Origin of the sequence: Falsiroseomonas sp. HW251 (assembly GCF_050563545.1) — a bacterium.
In the GTDB taxonomy this organism is placed as follows: domain Bacteria; phylum Pseudomonadota; class Alphaproteobacteria; order Acetobacterales; family Acetobacteraceae; genus Falsiroseomonas.
In genome coordinates, this window is record NZ_JBNXUM010000020.1 from 123,244 (window position 1) to 142,242 (window position 18,999).

24 protein-coding genes, 1 other RNA gene and 1 pseudogene are annotated in these 18,999 nt (G+C 72.7%); 18 read left to right on the top strand and 8 right to left on the bottom strand.

All coding sequences use genetic code 11. From position 1 onward, the window contains the following. Window positions 1–128: 128 nt before the first annotated feature. Together ACLF3M_RS22790 and ACLF3M_RS22795 are read left to right on the top strand one after the other, a co-directional pair. Window positions 129–830, top strand: coding sequence for a DJ-1/PfpI family protein (locus ACLF3M_RS22790; RefSeq protein WP_430659284.1), 702 nt, complete (start codon window positions 129–131; stop codon window positions 828–830). A 360-nt stretch (window positions 831–1,190) separates the two neighbouring features. Continuing rightward, a complete protein-coding gene (locus tag ACLF3M_RS22795; protein ID WP_430659285.1) occupies window positions 1,191–1,988 on the top strand; it encodes an FkbM family methyltransferase in 798 nt (265 codons plus the stop codon). A 291-nt stretch (window positions 1,989–2,279) separates the two neighbouring features. On the opposite strand, the gene ACLF3M_RS22800 is transcribed toward ACLF3M_RS22795, so the two are convergent. Then, entirely contained in the window at window positions 2,280–3,272 is a 993-nt protein-coding gene (locus ACLF3M_RS22800) for a lysine-2,3-aminomutase-like protein (RefSeq protein WP_430659307.1), read from the bottom strand. Between the two features lie 37 nt (window positions 3,273–3,309). On the opposite strand from ACLF3M_RS22800, the gene epmA reads away from it, so the two are divergent. Further along, entirely contained in the window at window positions 3,310–4,362 is a 1,053-nt protein-coding gene (gene epmA / locus ACLF3M_RS22805) for an EF-P lysine aminoacylase EpmA (RefSeq protein WP_430659286.1), read from the top strand. Window positions 4,363–4,379: 17 nt separating this feature from the next. Further along, window positions 4,380–4,589 carry a hypothetical protein gene (locus tag ACLF3M_RS22810; protein WP_430659287.1) on the top strand — a complete coding sequence of 70 codons (210 nt, stop codon included), beginning with the start codon at window positions 4,380–4,382 and terminating at the stop codon, window positions 4,587–4,589. Here the strand turns inward: ACLF3M_RS22810 and ACLF3M_RS22815 are convergent. The 5 genes from ACLF3M_RS22815 to ACLF3M_RS22835 form a co-directional block, all read right to left on the bottom strand. Further along, window positions 4,538–5,242, bottom strand: a complete 705-nt coding sequence (locus ACLF3M_RS22815; RefSeq protein WP_430659288.1) for an FkbM family methyltransferase — start codon at window positions 5,240–5,242, stop codon at window positions 4,538–4,540. The genes ACLF3M_RS22810 and ACLF3M_RS22815 overlap by 52 nt on opposite strands. Window positions 5,243–5,245: 3 nt before the next feature. Then, window positions 5,246–5,875, bottom strand: coding sequence for a thiamine phosphate synthase (gene thiE, locus ACLF3M_RS22820; protein ID WP_430659289.1), 630 nt, complete (start codon window positions 5,873–5,875; stop codon window positions 5,246–5,248). 9 nt (window positions 5,876–5,884) lie between these two features. Then, entirely contained in the window at window positions 5,885–6,262 is a 378-nt protein-coding gene (locus ACLF3M_RS22825) for a DUF4345 family protein (RefSeq protein ID WP_430659290.1), read from the bottom strand. 72 nt (window positions 6,263–6,334) lie between these two features. After that, a complete protein-coding gene (locus ACLF3M_RS22830; protein ID WP_430659291.1) occupies window positions 6,335–7,246 on the bottom strand; it encodes a class I fructose-bisphosphate aldolase in 912 nt (303 codons plus the stop codon). A 42-nt stretch (window positions 7,247–7,288) separates the two neighbouring features. Further along, a complete protein-coding gene (locus ACLF3M_RS22835) occupies window positions 7,289–7,753 on the bottom strand; it encodes a hypothetical protein (RefSeq protein WP_430659292.1) in 465 nt (154 codons plus the stop codon). Between the two features lie 77 nt (window positions 7,754–7,830). Between ACLF3M_RS22835 and ACLF3M_RS22840 the strand changes: the two genes are divergently transcribed. From ACLF3M_RS22840 to ACLF3M_RS22865, 6 genes are all read left to right on the top strand, one after another. Continuing rightward, on the top strand, window positions 7,831–8,064 hold the full coding sequence (locus ACLF3M_RS22840; protein WP_430659293.1) for a hypothetical protein: 234 nt from the start codon (window positions 7,831–7,833) through the stop codon (window positions 8,062–8,064). Between the two features lie 3 nt (window positions 8,065–8,067). After that, on the top strand, window positions 8,068–8,397 hold the full coding sequence (locus ACLF3M_RS22845; RefSeq protein WP_430659294.1) for a cell division protein ZapA: 330 nt from the start codon (window positions 8,068–8,070) through the stop codon (window positions 8,395–8,397). 9 nt (window positions 8,398–8,406) lie between these two features. Further along, window positions 8,407–8,563: non-coding RNA, 6S RNA (gene ssrS / locus ACLF3M_RS22850), on the top strand. A gap of 212 nt (window positions 8,564–8,775) precedes the next feature. Beyond that, entirely contained in the window at window positions 8,776–9,351 is a 576-nt protein-coding gene (locus tag ACLF3M_RS22855; protein WP_430659295.1) for a 5-formyltetrahydrofolate cyclo-ligase, read from the top strand. Window positions 9,352–9,358: 7 nt separating this feature from the next. Next, a complete protein-coding gene (locus tag ACLF3M_RS22860) occupies window positions 9,359–10,177 on the top strand; it encodes a TIGR00282 family metallophosphoesterase (protein ID WP_430659296.1) in 819 nt (272 codons plus the stop codon). Continuing rightward, window positions 10,177–10,803, top strand: a complete 627-nt coding sequence (locus ACLF3M_RS22865) for an HAD family hydrolase (protein WP_430659297.1) — start codon at window positions 10,177–10,179, stop codon at window positions 10,801–10,803. The genes ACLF3M_RS22860 and ACLF3M_RS22865 overlap by 1 nt, the downstream gene beginning before the upstream one ends. A gap of 17 nt (window positions 10,804–10,820) precedes the next feature. Here ACLF3M_RS22865 and ACLF3M_RS22870 read toward each other — a convergent pair whose 3' ends face one another. Beyond that, window positions 10,821–12,317: a putative bifunctional diguanylate cyclase/phosphodiesterase gene (locus tag ACLF3M_RS22870; protein ID WP_430659298.1), complete on the bottom strand. Its 1,497-nt coding sequence runs from the start codon at window positions 12,315–12,317 to the stop codon at window positions 10,821–10,823. Window positions 12,318–12,471: 154 nt separating this feature from the next. Between ACLF3M_RS22870 and ACLF3M_RS22875 the strand changes: the two genes are divergently transcribed. Further along, the gene (locus tag ACLF3M_RS22875; protein WP_430659299.1) at window positions 12,472–13,221 is read left to right on the top strand and encodes a YebC/PmpR family DNA-binding transcriptional regulator; all 750 of its coding nucleotides are present in this window, start codon (window positions 12,472–12,474) and stop codon (window positions 13,219–13,221) included. Between the two features lie 72 nt (window positions 13,222–13,293). Here ACLF3M_RS22875 and ACLF3M_RS22880 read toward each other — a convergent pair whose 3' ends face one another. Next, entirely contained in the window at window positions 13,294–14,505 is a 1,212-nt protein-coding gene (locus ACLF3M_RS22880) for a patatin-like phospholipase family protein (protein ID WP_430659300.1), read from the bottom strand. Window positions 14,506–14,612: 107 nt separating this feature from the next. Here ACLF3M_RS22880 and ruvC point away from each other — a divergent pair, with 107 nt between their 5' ends. The 7 genes and pseudogenes from ruvC to ACLF3M_RS22915 form a co-directional block, all read left to right on the top strand. After that, window positions 14,613–15,137, top strand: a complete 525-nt coding sequence (gene ruvC / locus ACLF3M_RS22885; RefSeq protein ID WP_430659301.1) for a crossover junction endodeoxyribonuclease RuvC — start codon at window positions 14,613–14,615, stop codon at window positions 15,135–15,137. Continuing rightward, complete coding sequence (gene ruvA / locus ACLF3M_RS22890; protein WP_430659302.1) at window positions 15,134–15,757, top strand: Holliday junction branch migration protein RuvA; 624 nt, start codon at window positions 15,134–15,136, stop codon at window positions 15,755–15,757. Before ruvC ends, ruvA begins: the two co-directional genes overlap by 4 nt. Further along, window positions 15,754–16,806 carry a Holliday junction branch migration DNA helicase RuvB gene (ruvB, locus tag ACLF3M_RS22895; RefSeq protein WP_430659303.1) on the top strand — a complete coding sequence of 351 codons (1,053 nt, stop codon included), beginning with the start codon at window positions 15,754–15,756 and terminating at the stop codon, window positions 16,804–16,806. Before ruvA ends, ruvB begins: the two co-directional genes overlap by 4 nt. Before the next feature lie 118 nt (window positions 16,807–16,924). Beyond that, window positions 16,925–17,386 carry a YbgC/FadM family acyl-CoA thioesterase gene (locus ACLF3M_RS22900; protein ID WP_430659304.1) on the top strand — a complete coding sequence of 154 codons (462 nt, stop codon included), beginning with the start codon at window positions 16,925–16,927 and terminating at the stop codon, window positions 17,384–17,386. Between the two features lie 59 nt (window positions 17,387–17,445). Next, window positions 17,446–18,201: a protein TolQ gene (tolQ, locus tag ACLF3M_RS22905; RefSeq protein ID WP_430659305.1), complete on the top strand. Its 756-nt coding sequence runs from the start codon at window positions 17,446–17,448 to the stop codon at window positions 18,199–18,201. 4 nt (window positions 18,202–18,205) lie between these two features. Further along, window positions 18,206–18,724, top strand: coding sequence for a protein TolR (tolR, locus tag ACLF3M_RS22910; RefSeq protein ID WP_430659306.1), 519 nt, complete (start codon window positions 18,206–18,208; stop codon window positions 18,722–18,724). Between the two features lie 9 nt (window positions 18,725–18,733). Continuing rightward, a pseudogene (locus tag ACLF3M_RS22915) lies at window positions 18,734–18,999 on the top strand (hypothetical protein); the annotation flags it as partial.

An 18,999-nucleotide genomic window follows, 5' to 3' on the forward strand; every position in this document is an offset into this window, starting at 1 on the left:
CGCAATCGTACTCGCAGAGCCGAAGGCCGGAGCGTCCAAGGGCGCCCGCTCTTTCGGTTGAGTGCCAGCACTCCACGCAGAACCGCGGCGGGGCGCCGCGAAGCCCCCCCAACAAGCAGGAGCTCTCAGTGGCCACCACCCCGCCCACCCTCGACATCGGCCTCCTCGTCTTCCCCCGCATCACCCATCTCGACATGACCGGCCCGCATGAGGTCCTCGCCAGCCTCCCCGGCGCGCGTGTCCGCCTGGTCTGGAAGGACACCGCGCCCGTCCGCGCCGACAGTGGCCTCATGCTCACCCCCGACACCGCCTTCGCGGACTGCCCCCCTCTCGACCTCATCTGCGTCCCCGGCGGCCCCGGCGTCGGCGCGCTGATGGAGGATGACGAAACCCTCGCCTTCCTCCGCCGCCAGGCCGAAGGCGCGCGCTACGTCACCTCGGTCTGCACGGGCGCGCTGGTCCTCGGCGCGGCGGGGCTGCTGCGCGGCCGGCGCGCGACGACGCATTGGGCCAGCCACGACTTCCTCCCCGCCTTCGGCGCCACCCCGGTCAAGGCGCGGGTGGTGCGGGACGGCAACCTCTTCACGGGCGGCGGCGTGACGGCCGGGATCGACTTCGCGCTCACCATCGCCGCCGAGATCGCCGGCGAGGAAGCCGCCCAGGCCATCCAGCTCCGCATCGAATACGCGCCCGACCCGCCCTTCCAGGCCGGCGATCCCGACACGGCGCCGCCCGCGGTGCTCGCCCGTGCCCGCGCCGGCATGCGCGCCATGCGGGCGGAACGCGAGGCGCTGATGGCCCGCGTCGCCGCGCGCCTCGGCCAGGCCTGACCAGGGCAGGGCGCGCGCGGTGTCCTGGCCGCGCGCTCAGAGACCGCTTGAGAATGCCGGCGGCCGAGGATCCGCCGGGTTTTTTTCGTCACTGCCAGGCGCCGGGCGCCGCCGATGCTGATTGCATCGGCAAGCCTGGCAACGACGCAGAGGCGGAAAAGACCCGCCGGACCGACCCGCGCGGCGTTGTCTAACGGGCCCTGGCCCTGCCGGAGCGCGGCGGAACGGCACGCTCGCTCGCCCAGCCCTGCGAACCCGCGGCGCCCCCAGCCTTTACACTCTCCGCCACCCTATCGCCGCGCGCGGCCCCGCCCTGCCGCCCGGCTCCGCGACCGTCCCCAACTTCGCACGGAAGAGATCTTGGACAGCCTCGACCAGCGCCTCCGCCCCATCGCGCGCGCCATCCGCGACGCGCTCCGCCCGGCCGCCACCGCCTTCCCCGCGGACGCGCCCCCCGACCGGATCCACGCCTTCCGCCTCGGCGGCCTCCGGCTCGAGGTGCCGCACCGCCTGCTCGGGCCGAAGACCTGGCTGGCGCTGTCGAACGGCACCTATGAGCGCAACGAGCTCGCGCTGCTGCCGCGGCTGCTGCGGCCGTCGGACACGGTGCTGGAGGTCGGCGCCGCGCTCGGCCTGGTCTCGGCCCGCGCCGCGCGGCTGGCCCAGCGGGTCGTGGCGGTGGAGGCGAATGCCGCGCTGATCCCCGTCGCCCGCCGCACGCATGAGCTGAACGGGGTGACGGCCGAGCTGGTCAACGCCGTCGTCGGCCATGCGGACGGGGAGGCCGATTTCTGGACCGACGAGGAATTCTGGGCGTCCTCGACCGCCAGGCGCGACGGGATGCGGCACCAGCGGCTGCCGGCGCGGTCGCTGGCCGGGCTGATCGAGGAGGTGCGGCCCGACGTGCTGATCCTCGACGTGGAGGGGGGCGAGGTCGCGCTGCTCGACGGCGCGCGCTTCCCCGGCGTGCGCCAGGTCGTGCTGGAGGTGCACCGCTGGAACACCGGGCTGCGCGGGATCGGGACGGTCTTCGCCCACATGGAAGCCGCGGGCTTCGCCTATGACCCCGAGTTCAGCGAGGGCCAGATCGTGACCTTCGGCCGCGTGGAGGAGGACGCGATCGCACTGGACAGGGAGGGGCAGGCGTCGGTAGGATAGGAATAGATGCAAGGGCCGTGAGGCCCGCGCGCGGTTCTTTCAGGCTGTGGATCAGAGGGCAGGGCGGGCGTCCCGGCGCGGGTTGCCGCATTTGTCCGAAGGGCGCCGACCCCCACCCCTGGCCCTCCCCCGCTCTGCGGGAGAGGGAGCGTTGCGCCATTCTCCCTCTCCCGCAGAGCGGGGGAGGGTGCCGAGCGTAGCGAGGCGGGTGGGGGTGAGCGCGACCTTGAAGGACAGAAGAGACCTGTTTGTCCGAAGCCGAGCGCGATAAAGGGCTAAAAGCTTAAAATCCTAAAACCCTAAAAATGCCGCCCTCACCGGCACCTTCCCCCCACCCCCCGGCGTCTCCTTCACATAGAGCGGCTGCCCGAGCCCGCTCAGCCGCCCGCGCAGCGCGCCGACCAGCCGCAGCCCCTCCGCCTCCGGCACCGCGAACCGCGCCGTGCCCGGCGCGGGGTCCAGCTGGTGGAGGTAGTAGGGCTTCACCCCGTGCCGCAGCATCGCCCGGAACAGCGCCTCGAGCGCGGCCTCGCGGTCGTTCACCCCGCGCAGCAGCACGGATTGCCCGAGCAGGGTCGCCACCCCCCGCAGGCGCCGCAGCGCCGATCCCGCTTCCGGCGTGAACTCCCGCTCGTGGTTGGCATGGACGCAGAGATAAAGCGGCTTCTCCCTCCCCAGCGCCCCGGCCAGCGCCGGCGTGACGCGGGCGGGATCGGCGACCGGCACGCGGCTGTGGATGCGCAGGATCTCGACATGCGGGATCGCCGCCAGGCGGGACAGCAGCGACGCGAGGCGCCGGGGGCTCAGCATCAGGGGATCGCCGCCGGTCAGGATCACCTCGCGGATCGCCGGCGTCGCGGCGAGCCAGGCGATGGCGGCCTCGAGCTCGGCCTCGGTCAGCAGGCCGCCATCGGGGCCGACCACCTCGCGCCGGAAGCAGAAGCGGCAATAGACGGGGCAGGCGAGCAGCGGCTTCAGCAGCGCCCGGTCGGGATAGCGCCGCACCACCCCCTTCACCGGCGTGAAGGGCGCATCGGCGGTGGGGTCGTCCGCCTCATGCGGCGCGGTGACGAGCTCCGCCGCGTCAGGGATGTATTGCAGCCCGATCGGGTCGCCCAAGGGGTCTGACACGTCGCCGATCAGCGCCGCGACGGCCGGCGTCACGGCGATGGCATACCGCGCCGCCACCGCCTCCGCGGCCGGGGCCGAGGCCGCCGGCAGCAGCCCCGCCGCGACCAGGTCGCGCGCGCTGCGGAGGGTGCGGGGAAGCGCGTCGTCGGGCATGCTGGCGGGCGCGTAGCCCCGGAAGCCGTCGCCGTCCATGCCCCAGCCGCCCTGGCACCCCGAGAGCCTCGCCGCGCGCCTCCCCTTCCTCCGCCGCCGCGCGCGCCTGGCCGCCGAGACCCGCGCCTGGTTCGCGGCCGAGGGCTACGCCGAGGTCGAGACGCCCGCCCTGGTGCCGGTGCCCGGCATGGAGGTGCATCTCCGCGCCTTCCGCACGGCCTATCGCCCCCATCTCGGCGCGGGGAGCGAGGCGACGCTGTGGCTGCGGACCTCGCCGGAACTCGCGCTGAAGCGCCTGCTGGTCGCCGGCGCCGGGCGGGTCTTCGAACTGGCAAAGGTCTGGCGCAACGGGGAGCTCAGCCCGCGCCACGCGCCCGAATTCACCATGCTGGAGTGGTACGCGCCAGGGCTGACGCTGGACGGGCTGATGGAGGAGACGGAGCGCTTCTGCCGCAGCGTCCTGCCCGCCCGCGTCGCGCATGGCGGGGAGGAGACGGACCTCTCCCTCCCCTTCGAACGCCTCACCATGGCCGAGGCGTTTCGGACGCACTGCAACGGCCTCGACATCCTCGCGACCGTGGAGGGCGAGGAGGGCGACGCCGCGGCGCTGCACGCCGCCGCGGCCGCCGCCGGCCTGGACCTGCCGCCGGGGCTTTCGTGGGAGGACGCCTTCTTCCACCTGGTGCTCACCCATGTGGAGCCGAAGATCGGCCGCGGCCGGGCGACCTTCCTCACGCACTGGCCCGCGCCCCAGGCCGCGCTCGCCCGCCGCGACCCCGCCGACCCCCGCGCCGCGCTGCGCTTCGAGCTCTTTATGGCGGGCCTCGAGCTCGCCAACGCCTTCGACGAGCTGACAAACGCGGATGAGCAGCGCGCCCGCTTCGCCCGCGACGTCGAGGCCCGCCGCGCCGAAGCTGGCGAGGAAGGCTGGGAGGTGGACGAGGATTTCCTCGCGGCGCTGGAACACGGCATGCCGGCCGGCAGCGGCATCGCGCTCGGCTTCGATCGCCTGGCGATGCTGGCCTCCGGCGCGCAGGACATCGCCCAGGTGCTCTGGCTGCCGGGCGCAGGCCGGCAACCCGCGCGCTGACCGCGCGTCTGGCGGGGATGCGACGGACCCTCGCGCTTGCCCTGCTGGCGCCCGCCCTGTTCGCCACCGCCGCGCATGTGCTGGAAGCCCCGGGCAAGTGGCGCATCCCGCCTGGCGCCTGGCTCGCCGTGCAGCAGGGCTTCTACGGCCCGCACGCCGTCCGCACTGTCGCCGCTCAGCCCAGCGCCGCCAGCACCTCCGCCGCGCGCTCCCCGGGCCAGGCATAGAAGGTGAAGACGTAGGGGTCGGAGGCGCCGAACACGGCGGGGTCGGAACTCGCGACCTGCATCGTCGCGGCGTCGAAGGCGGAGAGCGGCCGCATCGCGCCGTCGAGCCAGAACCGCGTCTCGTAGCCCAGCGCCGCGAGCAGCGCCGGCACGTCGCGCGTCGCGCCGGCGCGGTGCCGCTCCTCGAGCTCAAGGCTCAGCACGGGCCGGCAGCGCCGCAGGGTCTCCCGCGAGCCTTCCAGCACCTCCTGCTCGAAGCCTTCGGCATCCACCTTCATGTGCGCGAGGTCGCGCAGTTCCAGCGAGTCCACCGTGATCACCGCGACCTCGTGCCGCTGCGCGGTCACCGAGCCATAGGTCCCGTAGTCCTTCGCGACGCTCGCCCATTGCTCCTGCACGACGCCGTCCAGCACCGGGACGGAGAGCATCAGCGACCCAGGCGCCGCGCCCAGCGCCTCGCGCCGCAGGGTCACGTTGGGGAGCCCCGCGCAGGCCGCGGCCAGCCGAGCGAAGGCCGAGGGCAGCGGCTCGAAGGCGAGCACCGTCGCGCCCGGCAGCGCCGCGAAGGGCAGTGTCAGCAGCCCGTCATGCGCGCCGACATCCAGGATCGTGCCGGGGCGGTGCGTGCGCGTGTGGAAGGTGATCTCGTCCATCGATCAGGCCGCGGCGATCGCCGCGTTCATCGCGCGCAGGCCGGCAGCGGCACCCGCCGGGTGGTTCCACACCGCGCCGATCACCGCGAGGAAATCGGCGCCCGCGCGCACCAGCGGCGCGCAGTTCGCGGCCGTGATGCCGCCGATCGCGACGCAGGGGATCTCGAACATCTCGGACCACCATTCCAGGATCTCGGGCTCGGCCTTGTGGACCGTCGCCTTGGTGTCGGTCGGGAAGAAGGCGCCGAAGGCGACGTAGTCCGCGCCGTTCTCGCCCGCCTCCATCGCGAGGTGGCGCGAGGCATGGCAGGTCACGCCGATCGTGGCGTCCTTGCCCAGCAGCCCGCGCGCGGCGACGGGATCGCCGTCGTCCTGGCCGAGATGCACGCCATCGCAGCCCGCGCGCTTCGCGAGGTCCATGCGGTCGTTCATCAGTACCGCGACGCCACGCGCCTGCGCGACGGGCAGGATCGCCTCCGTCGCGCGCAGGATCGCGTCGTCGGACACGTCCTTCAGCCGCACCTGCAGCGCCGCGACGTCGCCCGCATCCAGCGCCTGCGCGAGCGTCGAGGCGAAGGCCGCGACATCGGGCAGGGCAGGGGGCGTAATGAGGTAGAGACGGCAATCCGGCATCCCCGCGGCTTACTGTATCGCCGCCCCCTTGCCGAGTGTCGCGCGCCACCACAGCCAGAGCGCGGGCGTCACGCCGAGCTCCATCGCCAGCGCCAGCAGATGCGGCCAGGGCGGCAGCCCCGCGAGCATCAGCCCGAGCAGTCGCGCCGTCCCGCCGAGCGCGACCACGCCGCAGAGGATCGTGAAGGCGCCGCCCCGCCGCGGCAGGTCCGCCGCGCACCACAACGCCAGCAGCCCGAGCCCGAGCAGCAGCCCCGAGAGGTAGCGCAGATGGCTGTCGATCGCCACGGATGCATCACCGCCGAGAAACGACGCCCCAAGCAGCGCGCCCATCCCGCCGGCGAGGATCGGGACGACGGCGGCAAGGCGGATCGCGACACGCAGCATGCAAGGGCTACGCGCCGGGCGCGCCCCCGGATGCAGGGAAAAGGAGGGCGACGCTGCCCCCCTCTCCGGTCGTCAGCCCTGGTAGACCGCGATGATGTCGGAGAGCAGCTTCAGCGCCTCGGCCTTCGGGCGCTGGAAGGCGTTGCGGCCCATGATGGAGCCGTTGCCGCCGCCGGCATGGATCGCGCGGACCTCCTTCAGGATGTCCTCCGTCCCTTTGGCCTCGCCGCCCGAAAACACCACCAGGCGACGACCGCCAAAGCAGGCCTGCACGACATGCGCGAAGCGCTTTGCCGCGTCGTCCTCGACCGGGTTCTTCTCGTAGGTCTTCTTCGCGGCGTCGAGCGACACCGCGGCCGTCGGCGGCTTCACCTTGATGATGTGCGCGCCGATCAGCGCCGCCATGTGAGCGGCATAGGCGCAGATGTCGAGCGCGGTCTCGCCGACCTTGTCGAGCATCGGGCCGCGCGGATAGCTCCACACCACGACGGCAAGACCGCACGCCTTCGCCTCGGCCGCGAGCTCGCGCAGCTCCTCCATCATCTCGAACTGGTATTCGGAGCCGGGATAAATGGTGAAGCCGATCGCCGAGCAGCCCAGCCGCAGAGCATCCTGCACCGTCGCCGTCACCGCCTGGTCCTTCGTCGTGGACAGGCTGTTGGAGCTGTTCACCTTCAGGATCGTCGGGATGCAGCCGGCATAGGATGCGGCCGCGGCCTCGATCATGCCGAGCGGGGCGGCATAGGCGTTGAGCCCGGCCTCGAGCGCCAGCTCGAACATGTAGCGGGGGTCGTAGCCCGCGGGGTTCGGCGCGAAGCTGCGGGCGGGGCCGTGCTCGAAGCCCTGGTCCACGGGCAGGATGACCATGCGGCCGGTGCCGGCCAGCTTGCCCTGCATGAGGATGCGGGCGAGGTTCGCCTTGGTCCCGGGGTTGTCGCTCTCGTACCAGGACAGGATTTCCTGGACCTTGGGCGTCAGGCGCATGGCGGCTTCCTTCTCCGGCTCGGTCGTCGTGTGTCGCGCGGTCTAGCGCTGGATGGCCGCGCTGTCATGGGGGGAGGCCGCCAACCACTGCGCGAGCTTGACCCGGGCCCCCGGCTTGCGGAGGTCGAGGTCCATTGCGTCGAAGGCGGGCGGGCGGCCGGGGAGCAAACGCGCGCCCGCGACCTCGGCTGCCGCTTCGACCTGCGCGAAGGCCGGGCAGGCGCCATGCAGCACCAGCAGCCGGCAGCCCGCTCGCAGCGCCGCCAGCGCATGGCCCGGCGCGTCGCCGCAGCAGAGCGCGTCGTCGAAGGGCGCGCCGGGGACGAGCGACTCCGCCCGCGCCACCAGTGCCCGCCAGGCGAGCGGGCCGAGGAACCCCGCGGCACCCGGCGCCGAGAGCAGCAGCACGCGCCGGCCATCCGCGACCCGCAGCGCCGCCGCGGCCTGTTCCGCGTTCCGCACGACCAGGGCGGGCACGCTCTCCCGTTGACCCGCTGCGTTCTGCATGCAAAGCCTCATGACAAGCGGCCAAGGCCGCGACAAGCCTTGCTTTATCGGCGGGGCGGGGGCTGCGGGGACCAACGGTGTCGGGCGCACGATCCACGGGACGGGCCACAGAGAACCCCATCGGGGGCACCGGCACGCAGGAGGCGCTCGCGCGGCTCGAAGCCGCGGTGGAGCGCCTGGCGATCGCCGCGGGCAAGCCACGGCCGATGGCGACCGGCGAGGGCGTGTCCCGCGCGCAGGTGCAGGCGATCGCGGACCGGCTGGACGAAACGATCGCGCGGTTGCGCACCGCGCTCGGCGAGGAAGGCTAGTTCATGGGTCAGGTGACCGTCCGCGTCGGCGGCTACAGCCATCCCGTCTCCTGCGAGGACGGGCAGGAGGCGCATCTGGTCGCGCTCGCCGGCGAGGTGGACAAGCGCGTGAACTCGATCAAGGCGATGGGAGGCCAGTTCGGCGAAAGCCGGCTGCTGCTTCTCGCCTCTCTGCTGCTGGCGGACGAGGTGCACGACCTGAAGGTCGCCGTCGCCCAGGCGCGCAGCGGCCAACCCGTTGCGGAACAGGTCGAGGATCCGCGCCTGGCGGAGCGCATCGCGCGCATCGCCGAGCGCATCGAGGGCATTGCCCAGAACCTCGACCGCGCCTAACTGATCCGGGCGAGGCTGCCCGGTGCGTGTGGCATCTCAACCCCCGGGGCCAATAAGCAACCTCCGGGAGCTGGCTCTGGCCGGATCGTGGTCCGGCTACCTGGCGCCCACCTGCGCTAGCAGGTCTCAGGAGGGTTGTTCCGCCCACGGCCACGGCGGCTTCGCGCTCTTTACTGCCCTCAGACGCCGGGCGGCCGCATCCGCGGCCTTGGCCTTCGCGCCGACGCGCTGGAGCGCCCGGAGGGAAGGTGGCGCTGCGCGCGGCGCCGCTTTGCGGCGCTGAAGTGGCGCCCTCCCCGCTCTTCCGTTCCCTCTCCCGCTTGCGGGGGAGGGTTAGGGTGGGGGCCAGCGCAACCTCACGGCCACAAGGAAGCGCCCTTGACTGCCTTCTGCTCCGTCCTCCTCCACGAACTGAAGGCCGAGGCCCGCAGGGTCGCGCTCGCCCGCCGCGAGACCTGCGACCCCACCACAGGCACCGCCCTGACCGATCTCATCCTGCGCCAAGCCCCGCCCCCGCCGGGCGCGATCGTCGCGGGCTTCTGGCCCATGGGCCGCGAGATCGACATCCGCCCGCTGCTGCACGCGCTCCACGAGCGCGGCCACCCCATCGCGCTGCCCGTCACCCCGAAGCGGGGCCAGCCCCTGCATTTCCGTCGCTGGCTCCCCGGCGACGAGCTCGCCCGCGGGCCGGTCGGCACCAGCCAACCGAAGCCCGACGCGGAGGAACTCACGCCGACATACCTCCTCGTCCCGCTGCTCGCCTTCGACCGGCGTGGCCATCGCCTCGGCTATGGCGCGGGCTACTACGACCGCACGCTCGCCGCGCTGCCCGGCGCGACCGCGATCGGCGTCGCCTATGCCGCCCAGGAACTTGACGAAGTCCCCGCCGGGCCCGACGACGTTCCGCTCTCCGCCATCGCCACGCCGGCGGGGCTGATCCGTCCCAAGGACTGACCCGGACTTGCGTATCCTCTTCCTCGGCGACCTCGTCGGCCGCTCCGGCCGAGACGCCGTCACCGAAGCCCTGCCGGGGCTCCGCCGCGACCTCGCGCTGGATTGCGTCGTGGTGAATGCGGAGAACGCCTCGCACGGCTTCGGCCTCGCGCCCGACATGGCGCGCGCGCTGCTGGCCGCCGGCGCCGATGCGATCACCCTCGGCAACCACGCCTGGGACCGCAAGGAGATCATACCCTACATCGAGCAGGAGCCGCGCCTGCTGCGGCCGCTGAACTATCCGCCGGGCACGCCCGGCCGCGGCGTGGCCGAGATCCCGTTGCGCGATGGCCGCAAGGTGCTCGTGATGAACGCGATGGGGAGGCTCTTCATGGATGCGCTCGACGATCCCTTCCGCGGCGTGCAGCAGGCGCTGCTGCCGCACCGCATGGGCGCGGGCGGTACGGTCGCCGCCGCGATCCTGGATTTCCATGCGGAAGCAAGCTCCGAGAAGCTGGCAATGGGCCACAGCTTCGACGGCAGGCTCTCGCTCGTCGTCGGCACGCACACCCACACGCCGAGCGCGGACCACCAGGTCCTGCCGGGCGGCACCGCCTACATGACGGACGCCGGCATGTGCGGCGACTACGACAGCGTCATCGGCATGGAGAAGGGCGGCGCCGCGCTCCGCTTCTGGAAGAAGGTGCCGGGCGAACGCCTGGCGCCGGCGGAAGGCGCCGCCACGATCTGCGGTCTCTTCGTCGAGACCGACGTCACGACGGGCCTGGCGCGTCGCGCCGAGCCGCTGCGCCTGGGCGGGCGCCTTTCCCAGGCGATGCCCGCCTGATGCATGACGCCGTCATCTTCGACTGCGACGGCACGTTGGTGGACAGCGAGACGCTGTCCGCCGAGGTCTTCGCTGAGCTGCTCGCTGAACTCGGGCACGACGCCGATCCCGCCTGGATCCTGCGCAGCTTCCGCGGCCGGCAATTCGCGACGTCGCTGGAGCAGCTCGCGGCACGCTACGGCGCGCTGCCCGAGGATTTCGGCCAGCGCTTCCGCGACCGCGCCGACGCGGTCTACCGGGAACGCCTGCGCGAGATCGAGGGCGCGGCGGCGCTGCTCGGCGCGCTGCACCATCCCGCCTGCGTCGCCTCCAACGCGCCGCGGGCGAAGATCGAGATGTGCCTGGATGCGGCGGGGCTCCGGCGCTTCTTCCCGGGGGAACGCGTCTTCAGCGCCTATGAGGTCGGCGCCTGGAAGCCGGCGCCGGGGCTGTTCCTGCATGCGGCGGCGGCGATGGGCGCCGATCCCGCGCGCTGCCTGGTGGTGGAGGACAGCGAGCCCGGCGTACTGGCGGGCCTGGCCGCGGGCATGCGCGTCGTCGCGATCGTGCACGAGGAAGCCGCGCCCTGGCTACCGGCCGGCGTGCCGGCGATCCGGTCGCTGGCGGCGTTGCGCGCGCACCTGTAGCGCACGGAGCCAGGCCGCTACGCCGCCACCCGCTTCGCCTTCTTCTCCTCCGTCTCGATCAGCGCCCGCGCCTGGTCCACCGGCATCGGCCGCCCCAGCAGCCAGCCCTGGCCGCGTTCGCAGCCCAGCGCGGTCAGGCGCTTCGCCTGGGCCTCGGTCTCGATCCCCTCGGCCAGCACGCTGATGCCGAGCCCCCGCCCCAGCCCGAGGATCGCGCTGACCACGGCATCCCCGCGCGGATCGGCCTCGAGGTCGCCCAGGAAGCCGCGATCCATCTTGATCTGGTCGAAGGGGAAGCGGCGGAGATAGGCCAGGCTCGACCAGCCCGTCCCGAAATCATCCAGCGAGATGCTGACGCCGAGTGCATGCAGCCCCGCCAGTGTGCGTGCGCAAGCCTGGTCCTCCTGGATCAGCATGCTCTCCGTGACCTCGAGCTCGAGCCGGTGCGGCGGCAGGCCGGAGATCGACAGCGCCTCCGCGACCGTCGCCAGCAGGCCCTCCACCTTCAGCTGCGCGACGGAGAGGTTGACCGCGACCGTCAGCCCGCCCGGCCAGGTCGCGGCCTCGGCCACCGCGGCGCGCAGCACCCAGGCGCCGAGCGGCACGATCAGCCCCGTCGCCTCGGCCAGCGGGATGAACTCGGCCGGCGGGATCATGCCCCGCGTCGGGTGCGGCCAGCGCAGCAGCGCCTCGAAGCCGACGAGCCTTCCGTCGGACAGCCGCCGCTGCGGCTGCCAGTGCAGCTGGAATTGCTCCGCGGCGACGGCCTGGCGGAGGTCGCGCTCGATCGCGCGGCGCTCGCGCAGCGCGGCCTCCAGCGCCGGCGCCCAGCAGCGGATGGCGGGCTCGGGCAGCGCGCGGGCGGCCTCCAGAGCCTCCTCCGCGCGGTCGAGCAGCAGGCCCGGCTCCTCCCCGTTCGCGGGGCCGAGGGCGATGCCGATATCCACCTGGGCCGAAAGCGTGCCGCCCTCCAGCGTCAGGCCGGCCGCCAGCACGCCGGCCAGGCGCTCCGCCAGGCGCAGCGCGGCGTCGGGGGCCTGCAGCACGGTCTGCGCCACCGCGAAGCGGTCGCCGGCAAGGCGCGCGACCACGTCCTCCTGCCGGACCGCGGCGCGCAGGCGCGACGCCAGCAGGCCGAGCGCCTGGTCGCCGCCGCCGCGGCCATGCGCCTCGTTCACCGCGCGGAAGTTGCGGACGTCGATGACGAGGACCGCGAGCTGCCAGCGATGCCGGCGCGCCATGGCCAGCATCGCCTCCAGCCGCTCCCGCAGCCCGGCATGGCTGGCCAGGCCCGTCAGGGGATCCCGCGTCGTGTCCCCGCCGGCGACCCGCGCGGCCCGCAGCGCGCCGACCACGCCGAACGCCAGCAGCAGCGCGACGGTCGCCGTCCCCGCCGGTCCCGCGAGCGGGATGGCGAGCAGGATAAGCGCCGCGCCGGCCAGCAGACCGGCCAGGGAGCCGACCAGGGCGGGCACGGGGCGCCAGGGCGCGGCGTTCGGGGGAGGACCGGCCATGGCGGCACTGTGCCCCGGCGATGATGAACCGCTGGTTGAGGTCAGCGGAACCGATTGCGCGCCGGGGCGAATTGCCGGGCCCGGCGCCGGCCCGTTATAGGGGCGCCCGACCCGGCGCGCCGCGCCGTCCCCCGTTCACGGAGTACCCCGGGCCATGGCCGGCCATTCCCACGCGAAGAACGTGATGCACCGCAAGCAGGTGCAGGGTGCGAAGCGCGCCCGCGCCTATGGCAAGCTGATCCGCGAGATCACCGTCAGCGCCAAGACGGGGATCCCCGACCCTGCCCATAACCCGCGCCTGCGCGCAGCGGTGAAGGCGGCACTGACCGCCAACATGACCCGCGACACCATCGACCGCGCCATCAAGCGCGTCGCCCAGGGCGCGGCCGGCGAGAACTACGAGGAGGTCCGCTACGAAGGGTACGGACCGCACGGCATCGCCGTGATCGTCGAGGCGCTGACCGACAACCGCAACCGCACGGGCGGCGATCTCCGCTCGATCTTCACCAAGCATGGCGGGGCGCTCGCCGAGACCAACTCCGTCGCCTTCCAGTTCGAGCGCAAGGGCGTGCTGCGCTACGCCGCCGCGGCGGCCGGCGCCGATGCGATGCTGGAAGCCGCGATCGAGGCCGGCGCCGAGGATGTCGAGAGCGACGCCGAGGGCCACGAGGTCAGCACCTCGGTCGAGGATTTCGCCGCCGTCCGCGACGCGCTCGAAGCGAGGTTCGGCACGGCGGAGGCCGCACGGCTGGAATGGTGGCCGACGACGAACCTGATGCTGGATGCCGCGAAGGCCGAGGAGGTGATGAAGCTCCTCGACCTGCTCGACGAGCATGACGACGTCCAGCAAGTCTATGCCAACCTCGAGGCCGAGGAAGGCGAGCTGGAGAAGCTGACGGCGTAGCCCACGATCGGCCTGCGTGTGCTCACCGAAGCTGGGCACGCCAGGGCATGAGCCGCGAGTCCGGCGCGCCGGCTACATCGGCGGCGCGCGCGTCCATTCATAGCCGCCCAGCGCGTGCTGGTAGCCGTAGTCGTAGAGCGCGCGCATGTAGCCGGGCTCGAAGGGCTCGACATATTCCTCGGTGAAGTCGTGCCCGATGAAGGCCAGGCGATACTCGATGCCGTCGCGCTGGGTGAAGAAGTACATCCGCACCACGTCGTTGTAGCCGCTGGCCGCGATCATGGTGGAGACGGCGCGGCCGGCGATGCTGACGGTGCGCCGGCTGGTCTCCGCCCATTCGGGATCGATGCGGCCGTTGCGGATGATCCAGGCCCGCGCGGGCGTGACGCGGCGGCTTCGCGCCAGCGCCTCCCGCCGCGCCCGGGTCGCGATGGTGGGGTAGAGGAAGGCCTGGGCGAAGGCCCCGCCATCCACATGCATCTCCTGATGCGGCTGCCCGTCCAGCGTCACGTCGAACAGCACCGGCGGGAAGGCGCCGGGGATCGCGGCCGAGGCCAGCAGCACCTTGCGGATGGTGTCCAGCGCCCGCGGATGGCCGCTCTTCGCGATGGCGCCGATGTTCCAGATCACCGGGACCTGGGCGTCGATGTCCGACGTCGCGATCAGCAGCAGGCGCCCTTCGTCGTAGCCCGTGGCGATGTCGGCCAGCATGGAATCGTCGAGGTATTGCGAGATCAGGCCGAACAGCGGCGTCGTGTCGGCCATCGCGTCGTCGAAGATCGCCGCGGTGAACCAGCGCCGGACCAGCACGCGGTCGAGCGAGATGTCGGTGTAGACGCGCCGCAGTTCCTCGTCGCGCGACGGGCCGATGAAGGCGAAGGGCGCGGTCAGCGCCCCGGTGCTGACGCCGGTGACGAGGTCGAAGACGGGCCGGTCGCCGCGCCGCGTCCAGCCATTGAGCAGGCCGGCCCCGAAGGCGCCGTTCTCCCCGCCGCCTGAGACCGACAGCAGGTCGAGCGTCGGCAGGTTGGCCGAGCGCGCCAGGCCGAGGCGCTGGCGCTGCCGCTGGGCCGCGGCGAGGAATTCCTGCTCGATCGCTGCCGTGCCCTCGGCGTTCAGGGGCCGGAAGCGCTCGTTGGGCAGGCCGAGCACGGTGGCACGGCTGGCCTGGCCGCGCGGCACCGGGGGCTCGCGCGTCGGCAGGGCGCAGCCGGCCAGGGCACCCGCGGCGGCGCCGACCAGCAGGCGGCGAGAGGCAAGGCCGGCATGACGGCACCCGTTCACGCGAGGGACTCCAAGGTCTGTTCGCGGCGGAGGCTATCGGATCGGCGCGCGGCCGGCATCCCCCGCCAGGCCCTGCCCTTGGCCGGGCGTGCCCGCTATGCAGGGGGATGGCCGCCGCCCCGATTCGCATCCTGGGCCTCGATCCCGGCCTCCAGCACACGGGCTGGGGGATGGTGGAGCATGACGGCTTCCGGCTGCGCTTCCTCGGCGACGGCGTGGTCTCGACCTCCCCGGGCGAAGAGCTGGCGCGGCGGCTGCTGGTGCTGCACCGGGGCCTGGCGGAGGTGATCGCGCAGTGGTCACCGGACGAGGCGGCAGTGGAGCACACCTATGTCGCGCGCAACCCCGAAAGCGCGCTGAAGCTCGGCCAGGCCCGCGGCGTGGTGCTGCTGGCGCCGGCGCTGGCGGGCATCGCCGTGCGCGAATACGGCGCGATGGAGGTGAAGCGCGCCGTGGTCGGCACGGGGCATGCGGCGAAGGAGCAGGTGCAGGCGATGGTGCGGCAGCTGCTGCCCGGTGTGACCTTCAAGCGCGCGGATGCCGCGGACGCGCTGGCCATCGCGATCTGCCACGCGCATCACCGGAGCACGCGGAACGCGTACTCCGCGGCGGTCGCGAGGGCGCGCGCATGATCGGCAGCCTCCGCGGCGTCGTCGAAAGCGTGCACGAAGCGGGCTGCGTGCTCGACGTGAACGGCGTCGGCTATCTCGTGGCCTGCTCGCGCAAGACGCTCGACCGGCTGACGGCGAAGGACGGGTTGCAGAAGCTGCTGGTCGAGACGCGCGTCAGCCAGGACGCCATTACCCTCTTCGGCTTCTTCGACGCGACCGAGCGCGAGGCCTTCCGCGCGCTGATCGAGGTGAAGACGGTCGGGCCGCAGAAGGCGCTGCTGGTGCTGTCCGGCCTGACGCCGGCGCAGCTCGCCGCAGCGATCGCGGCGAAGGAGAGGAAGAAGCTTTCGGAGGTGAAGGGCCTGGGCGCCGCGACGGCCAACCGCATCATCGACGAGCCGGCGATGCAGAAATGGGCGGTCGGCCGCGCGACGCCGGACGCGGACGGTCTCGGCGGTATCGCGATCGCGCCGCCGGCGGCGGAGGGCGGCGAGAACGACGCGGTCTCCGCGCTGGTCAATCTCGGCATGAAGCGGCCGGAGGCGTCGGCCGCCGTGGCGCGTGCGGCGAAGCGCGTGGGCAAGGACGCTGCCCTTGAAGCCCTCATCACCGAGGCGCTGAAGGAGATGGCGCCGCGATGAGCGACGAAAGGCTCACCGCCGGCGCGCGGCAGGAGGAGGACGCGACCGAGGGCTCGCTGCGTCCCCAGACGCTGAAGGATTTCATCGGCCAGCGCACGCTGCGCGAGAACCTCGAGGTCTTCGTCGGCGCCGCCCGCGCGCGCGGCGAGGCGATGGACCATGTGCTGCTCTTCGGGCCACCCGGGCTCGGCAAGACGACGCTGGCGCAGATCGTGGCGCGCGAACTGGGCGTCGGCTTCCGCGCGACCTCGGGCCCGATCCTGCAGCGCGCCGGGGACCTCGCGGCGATCCTGACCAACCTGCAGCCGCGCGACGTGCTCTTCGTGGACGAGATCCACCGCCTGCAGCCCGCCATCGAGGAGACGCTCTATCCCGCGATGGAGGATTTCCGGCTCGACCTCATCATCGGCGAGGGGCCAGCGGCACGCACCGTGCGGATCGACCTGCCGCCCTTCACGCTGGTCGGCGCCACGACGCGCGCGGGGCTGCTGAGCCAGCCGCTGCGCGACCGCTTCGGCATCCCGCTGCGCCTGCAGTTCTACGACGTGGACGAGCTTCTGCTGATCGTGCGGCGCGGCGCCGAGAAGCTCGGTTTCCAGCTCGCCGAGGACGGTGCGATGGAGATCGCGCGGCGATCCCGCGGGACGCCACGCGTGGCGGGGCGGCTGCTGCGGCGCGTGCGGGATTTTGCCCAGGCCGCGGGGCGTCCGGCGGACCGGGCGATGGCGGATGCGGCGCTTGCGCGGCTGGAGGTCGATCGGCTGGGGCTGGATGCGCAGGACCGGCGGTATCTGCGCCGGATCGCGGAGCACCACGGCGGCGGGCCGGTCGGGGTGGAGACGCTGGCGGCGGCGCTGGCGGAGTCTCGGGACACGCTCGAAGAAGTGATCGAGCCCTTCCTGATCCAGGAAGGCCTGGTCCTGCGGACCCCGCGGGGTCGGATGCTGGGCGAGCCGGGCTGGCGGCACCTCGGGCTGAACCCACCGATGGGGTTCGGGGCGCAGATGGACCTGCTGGCCTCGATGCCGCCGGAAGGGGCGCAGGAATGACGCGCTGTTTCGGGCCGCGAATGCCGCCCGGCGCGCAAAGCGGCCTTCGGACCGGCGCGACAGTGCGTAGGCGCGAAAGCCAAGCCGCCGGAGGCGGCGCCGGGCGCCTGAAGGCACAATGAAGCCATCCCCCCACCGTTTTCCCGTCCGCGTCTACTTCGAGGATACCGATGCCGGCGGGGTCGCCTATCACGCGACCTACCTCCGCTGGGCGGAACGGGCCCGGACCGAATCCTTGCGTACCATGCACTTGCCCCATGCACTTATGATGGAGCGTCACAATACGATGCTTGTGGTGCGGCGCATCGAAGTGGCGTATGTCCGACCGGCCCGCCTCGACGAGCCCCTGATCGTCGAGACCCGGATTCGCGCCATCGGCGCCGCCACCCTCGACCTGGACCAGAAAGTGGTCCGCGAGGCGGACGGTGTCGAGTTGGCGCGCCTCGCGGTCGGGCTCGTCTGCGTCCGCGGCCGGCTCTCCGGCCCCGCCGATGCGGCCGATGGGCTGAGGCCCGCCAGGATTCCCGAACCCTGGCGGACTGAACTGGCGGGGTTGCTCGAGGGCGGGGAACAGCCCTAGCCACCCCGCGTGACGACGCGGCCGGCCCCTCGCCGGCCCAAGAGAAGGAGTTCCGGGACGTGGGCAATGTGACCCAGTCGCCGCTCGGCCAGGCCGCGCATGACCTGTCGCTCTGGGGGCTTTTCCTCCAGGCGGACTGGGTGGTGAAGGGCGTGATGATCGCGCTGTTGCTCGCCTCGGTCTGGGTCTGGGCGATCGTCTTTGAGAAGGTGACCACGCTCCGCCGCATCCGCCGCGACGGCGACGCCTTCGAGGACCGCTTCTGGTCCGGCGGCAGCCTCGAGGAGCTCTACGCCCGCGAAGGCGAGAACCCGACCAACCCCGTCGCCGCCGTCTTCGGCGCCGGCATGCGGGAGTGGAAGCGCAGCGCGGGCCGTGGCCTCGGCTCCGACCTCGCGGTTACCGGCATGAAGGAACGCGTGGAGCGCGCGATGATGGTCGCGTCGTCGCGCGAGATGGAGCGGCTGGAGCGCTGGATGGTGTTCCTCGCGACCATCGGCTCGGCGTCGCCCTTCATCGGCCTGTTCGGCACGGTCTGGGGCATCATGAACAGCTTCTCCGCCATCGCGGGGATGCAGAACACGAACCTCGCCGTCGTCGCACCCGGCATCGCGGAGGCGCTCTTCGCCACCGCCATCGGCCTGGTCGCGGCCATCCCGGCGACCATCGCCTACAACAAGTTCGCCTCCGATTTCGGCCGCTACGCCGCCAGGCTCGAGGCCTTCGCGGCGGAGTTCTCCGCCATCCTGTCGCGCCAGTCGGAAGCGGCCGCCGACGCCCCGCGCCCGCGCACGCCCGCGACGGTGGCGGAATAGCGCCATGGCCGGCGGCATCATCCAGCGCGGCAACGGACGCGCCCGCTACAAGCCGATGAGCGAGATCAACGTCACGCCGATGGTGGACGTGATGCTGGTGCTGCTCATCATCTTCATGGTGGCGGCACCCCTGATGACCGTCGGCGTGCCCGTGGACCTGCCCCGCACCAACGCGACGCCGCTCAACCAGGAACAGGAGCCGCTGACCATCACGGTGGACAGCCAGGGCAAGATCTTCCTGCAGGAGAGCGAGGTCGCGATCGAGAACCTGGTGCCGCAGCTCCAGGCCATCATGCGCAGCCAGCCCGCGGATGCGCCGGAGCGCCGCATCTTCGTCCGCGGCGACCGCGCCATCAGCTATGGCCGCGTGATGGAGGTGATGGGCACCGTCAGCGCCGCCGGGTTCACCCGCGTCGCGCTGCTGGCGGAGCAGCCGGGCGCGCGCCAGCCCGCGCAGCCCACGTCCCCGGCACGGCCGGCGCAACCCCAACCCCAACGCCCGGCGGGCCAGCCGGCGCGCTGAAGCCACGAGATGAGCGCGACCACCGCCAGCATCTTCTCGGCCAGCGGGGATCCCGAGGACCGGCGCCTCATGCGCTGGGTCGCGATCTCGCTCGGCCTGCATGTCGCGCTGATGCTGGCGGGGCTGATCTACGGCTATGTCAGGCCGCTGCCGCCGCCGGTGGAGACGCCGGTGACGGTGGAGTTCACCTCGCCCGTGCCGCCGCAGCAGGCCGAAGGGCAGCGGCCGGCCCCCGCCCCGGCGCCGATCCCGACGCCCGCGCCGCCCGATCCCGT

Coding starts and splice junctions, on each gene's coding strand:
- ACLF3M_RS22800 (WP_430659307.1), bottom strand. CDS start 3,272: ATGCCCGACGACGCGCTTCCCCGCACCCTCCGCAGCGCGCGCGACCTG.
- ACLF3M_RS22875 (WP_430659299.1), top strand. CDS start 12,472: ATGGCCGGCCATTCCCACGCGAAGAACGTGATGCACCGCAAGCAGGTG.
- epmA (WP_430659286.1), top strand. CDS start 3,310: ATGCCCCAGCCGCCCTGGCACCCCGAGAGCCTCGCCGCGCGCCTCCCC.
- ruvC (WP_430659301.1), top strand. CDS start 14,613: ATGGCCGCCGCCCCGATTCGCATCCTGGGCCTCGATCCCGGCCTCCAG.
- ACLF3M_RS22830 (WP_430659291.1), bottom strand. CDS start 7,246: ATGCGCCTGACGCCCAAGGTCCAGGAAATCCTGTCCTGGTACGAGAGC.
- ACLF3M_RS22825 (WP_430659290.1), bottom strand. CDS start 6,262: ATGCTGCGTGTCGCGATCCGCCTTGCCGCCGTCGTCCCGATCCTCGCC.
- ACLF3M_RS22815 (WP_430659288.1), bottom strand. CDS start 5,242: ATGGACGAGATCACCTTCCACACGCGCACGCACCGCCCCGGCACGATC.
- ACLF3M_RS22835 (WP_430659292.1), bottom strand. CDS start 7,753: ATGCAGAACGCAGCGGGTCAACGGGAGAGCGTGCCCGCCCTGGTCGTG.
- ruvA (WP_430659302.1), top strand. CDS start 15,134: ATGATCGGCAGCCTCCGCGGCGTCGTCGAAAGCGTGCACGAAGCGGGC.
- ACLF3M_RS22900 (WP_430659304.1), top strand. CDS start 16,925: ATGAAGCCATCCCCCCACCGTTTTCCCGTCCGCGTCTACTTCGAGGAT.
- thiE (WP_430659289.1), bottom strand. CDS start 5,875: ATGCCGGATTGCCGTCTCTACCTCATTACGCCCCCTGCCCTGCCCGAT.
- ACLF3M_RS22865 (WP_430659297.1), top strand. CDS start 10,177: ATGCATGACGCCGTCATCTTCGACTGCGACGGCACGTTGGTGGACAGC.
- ruvB (WP_430659303.1), top strand. CDS start 15,754: ATGAGCGACGAAAGGCTCACCGCCGGCGCGCGGCAGGAGGAGGACGCG.
- tolR (WP_430659306.1), top strand. CDS start 18,206: ATGGCCGGCGGCATCATCCAGCGCGGCAACGGACGCGCCCGCTACAAG.
- ACLF3M_RS22870 (WP_430659298.1), bottom strand. CDS start 12,317: ATGGCCGGTCCTCCCCCGAACGCCGCGCCCTGGCGCCCCGTGCCCGCC.
- ACLF3M_RS22845 (WP_430659294.1), top strand. CDS start 8,068: ATGGGTCAGGTGACCGTCCGCGTCGGCGGCTACAGCCATCCCGTCTCC.
- ACLF3M_RS22810 (WP_430659287.1), top strand. CDS start 4,380: ATGCGACGGACCCTCGCGCTTGCCCTGCTGGCGCCCGCCCTGTTCGCC.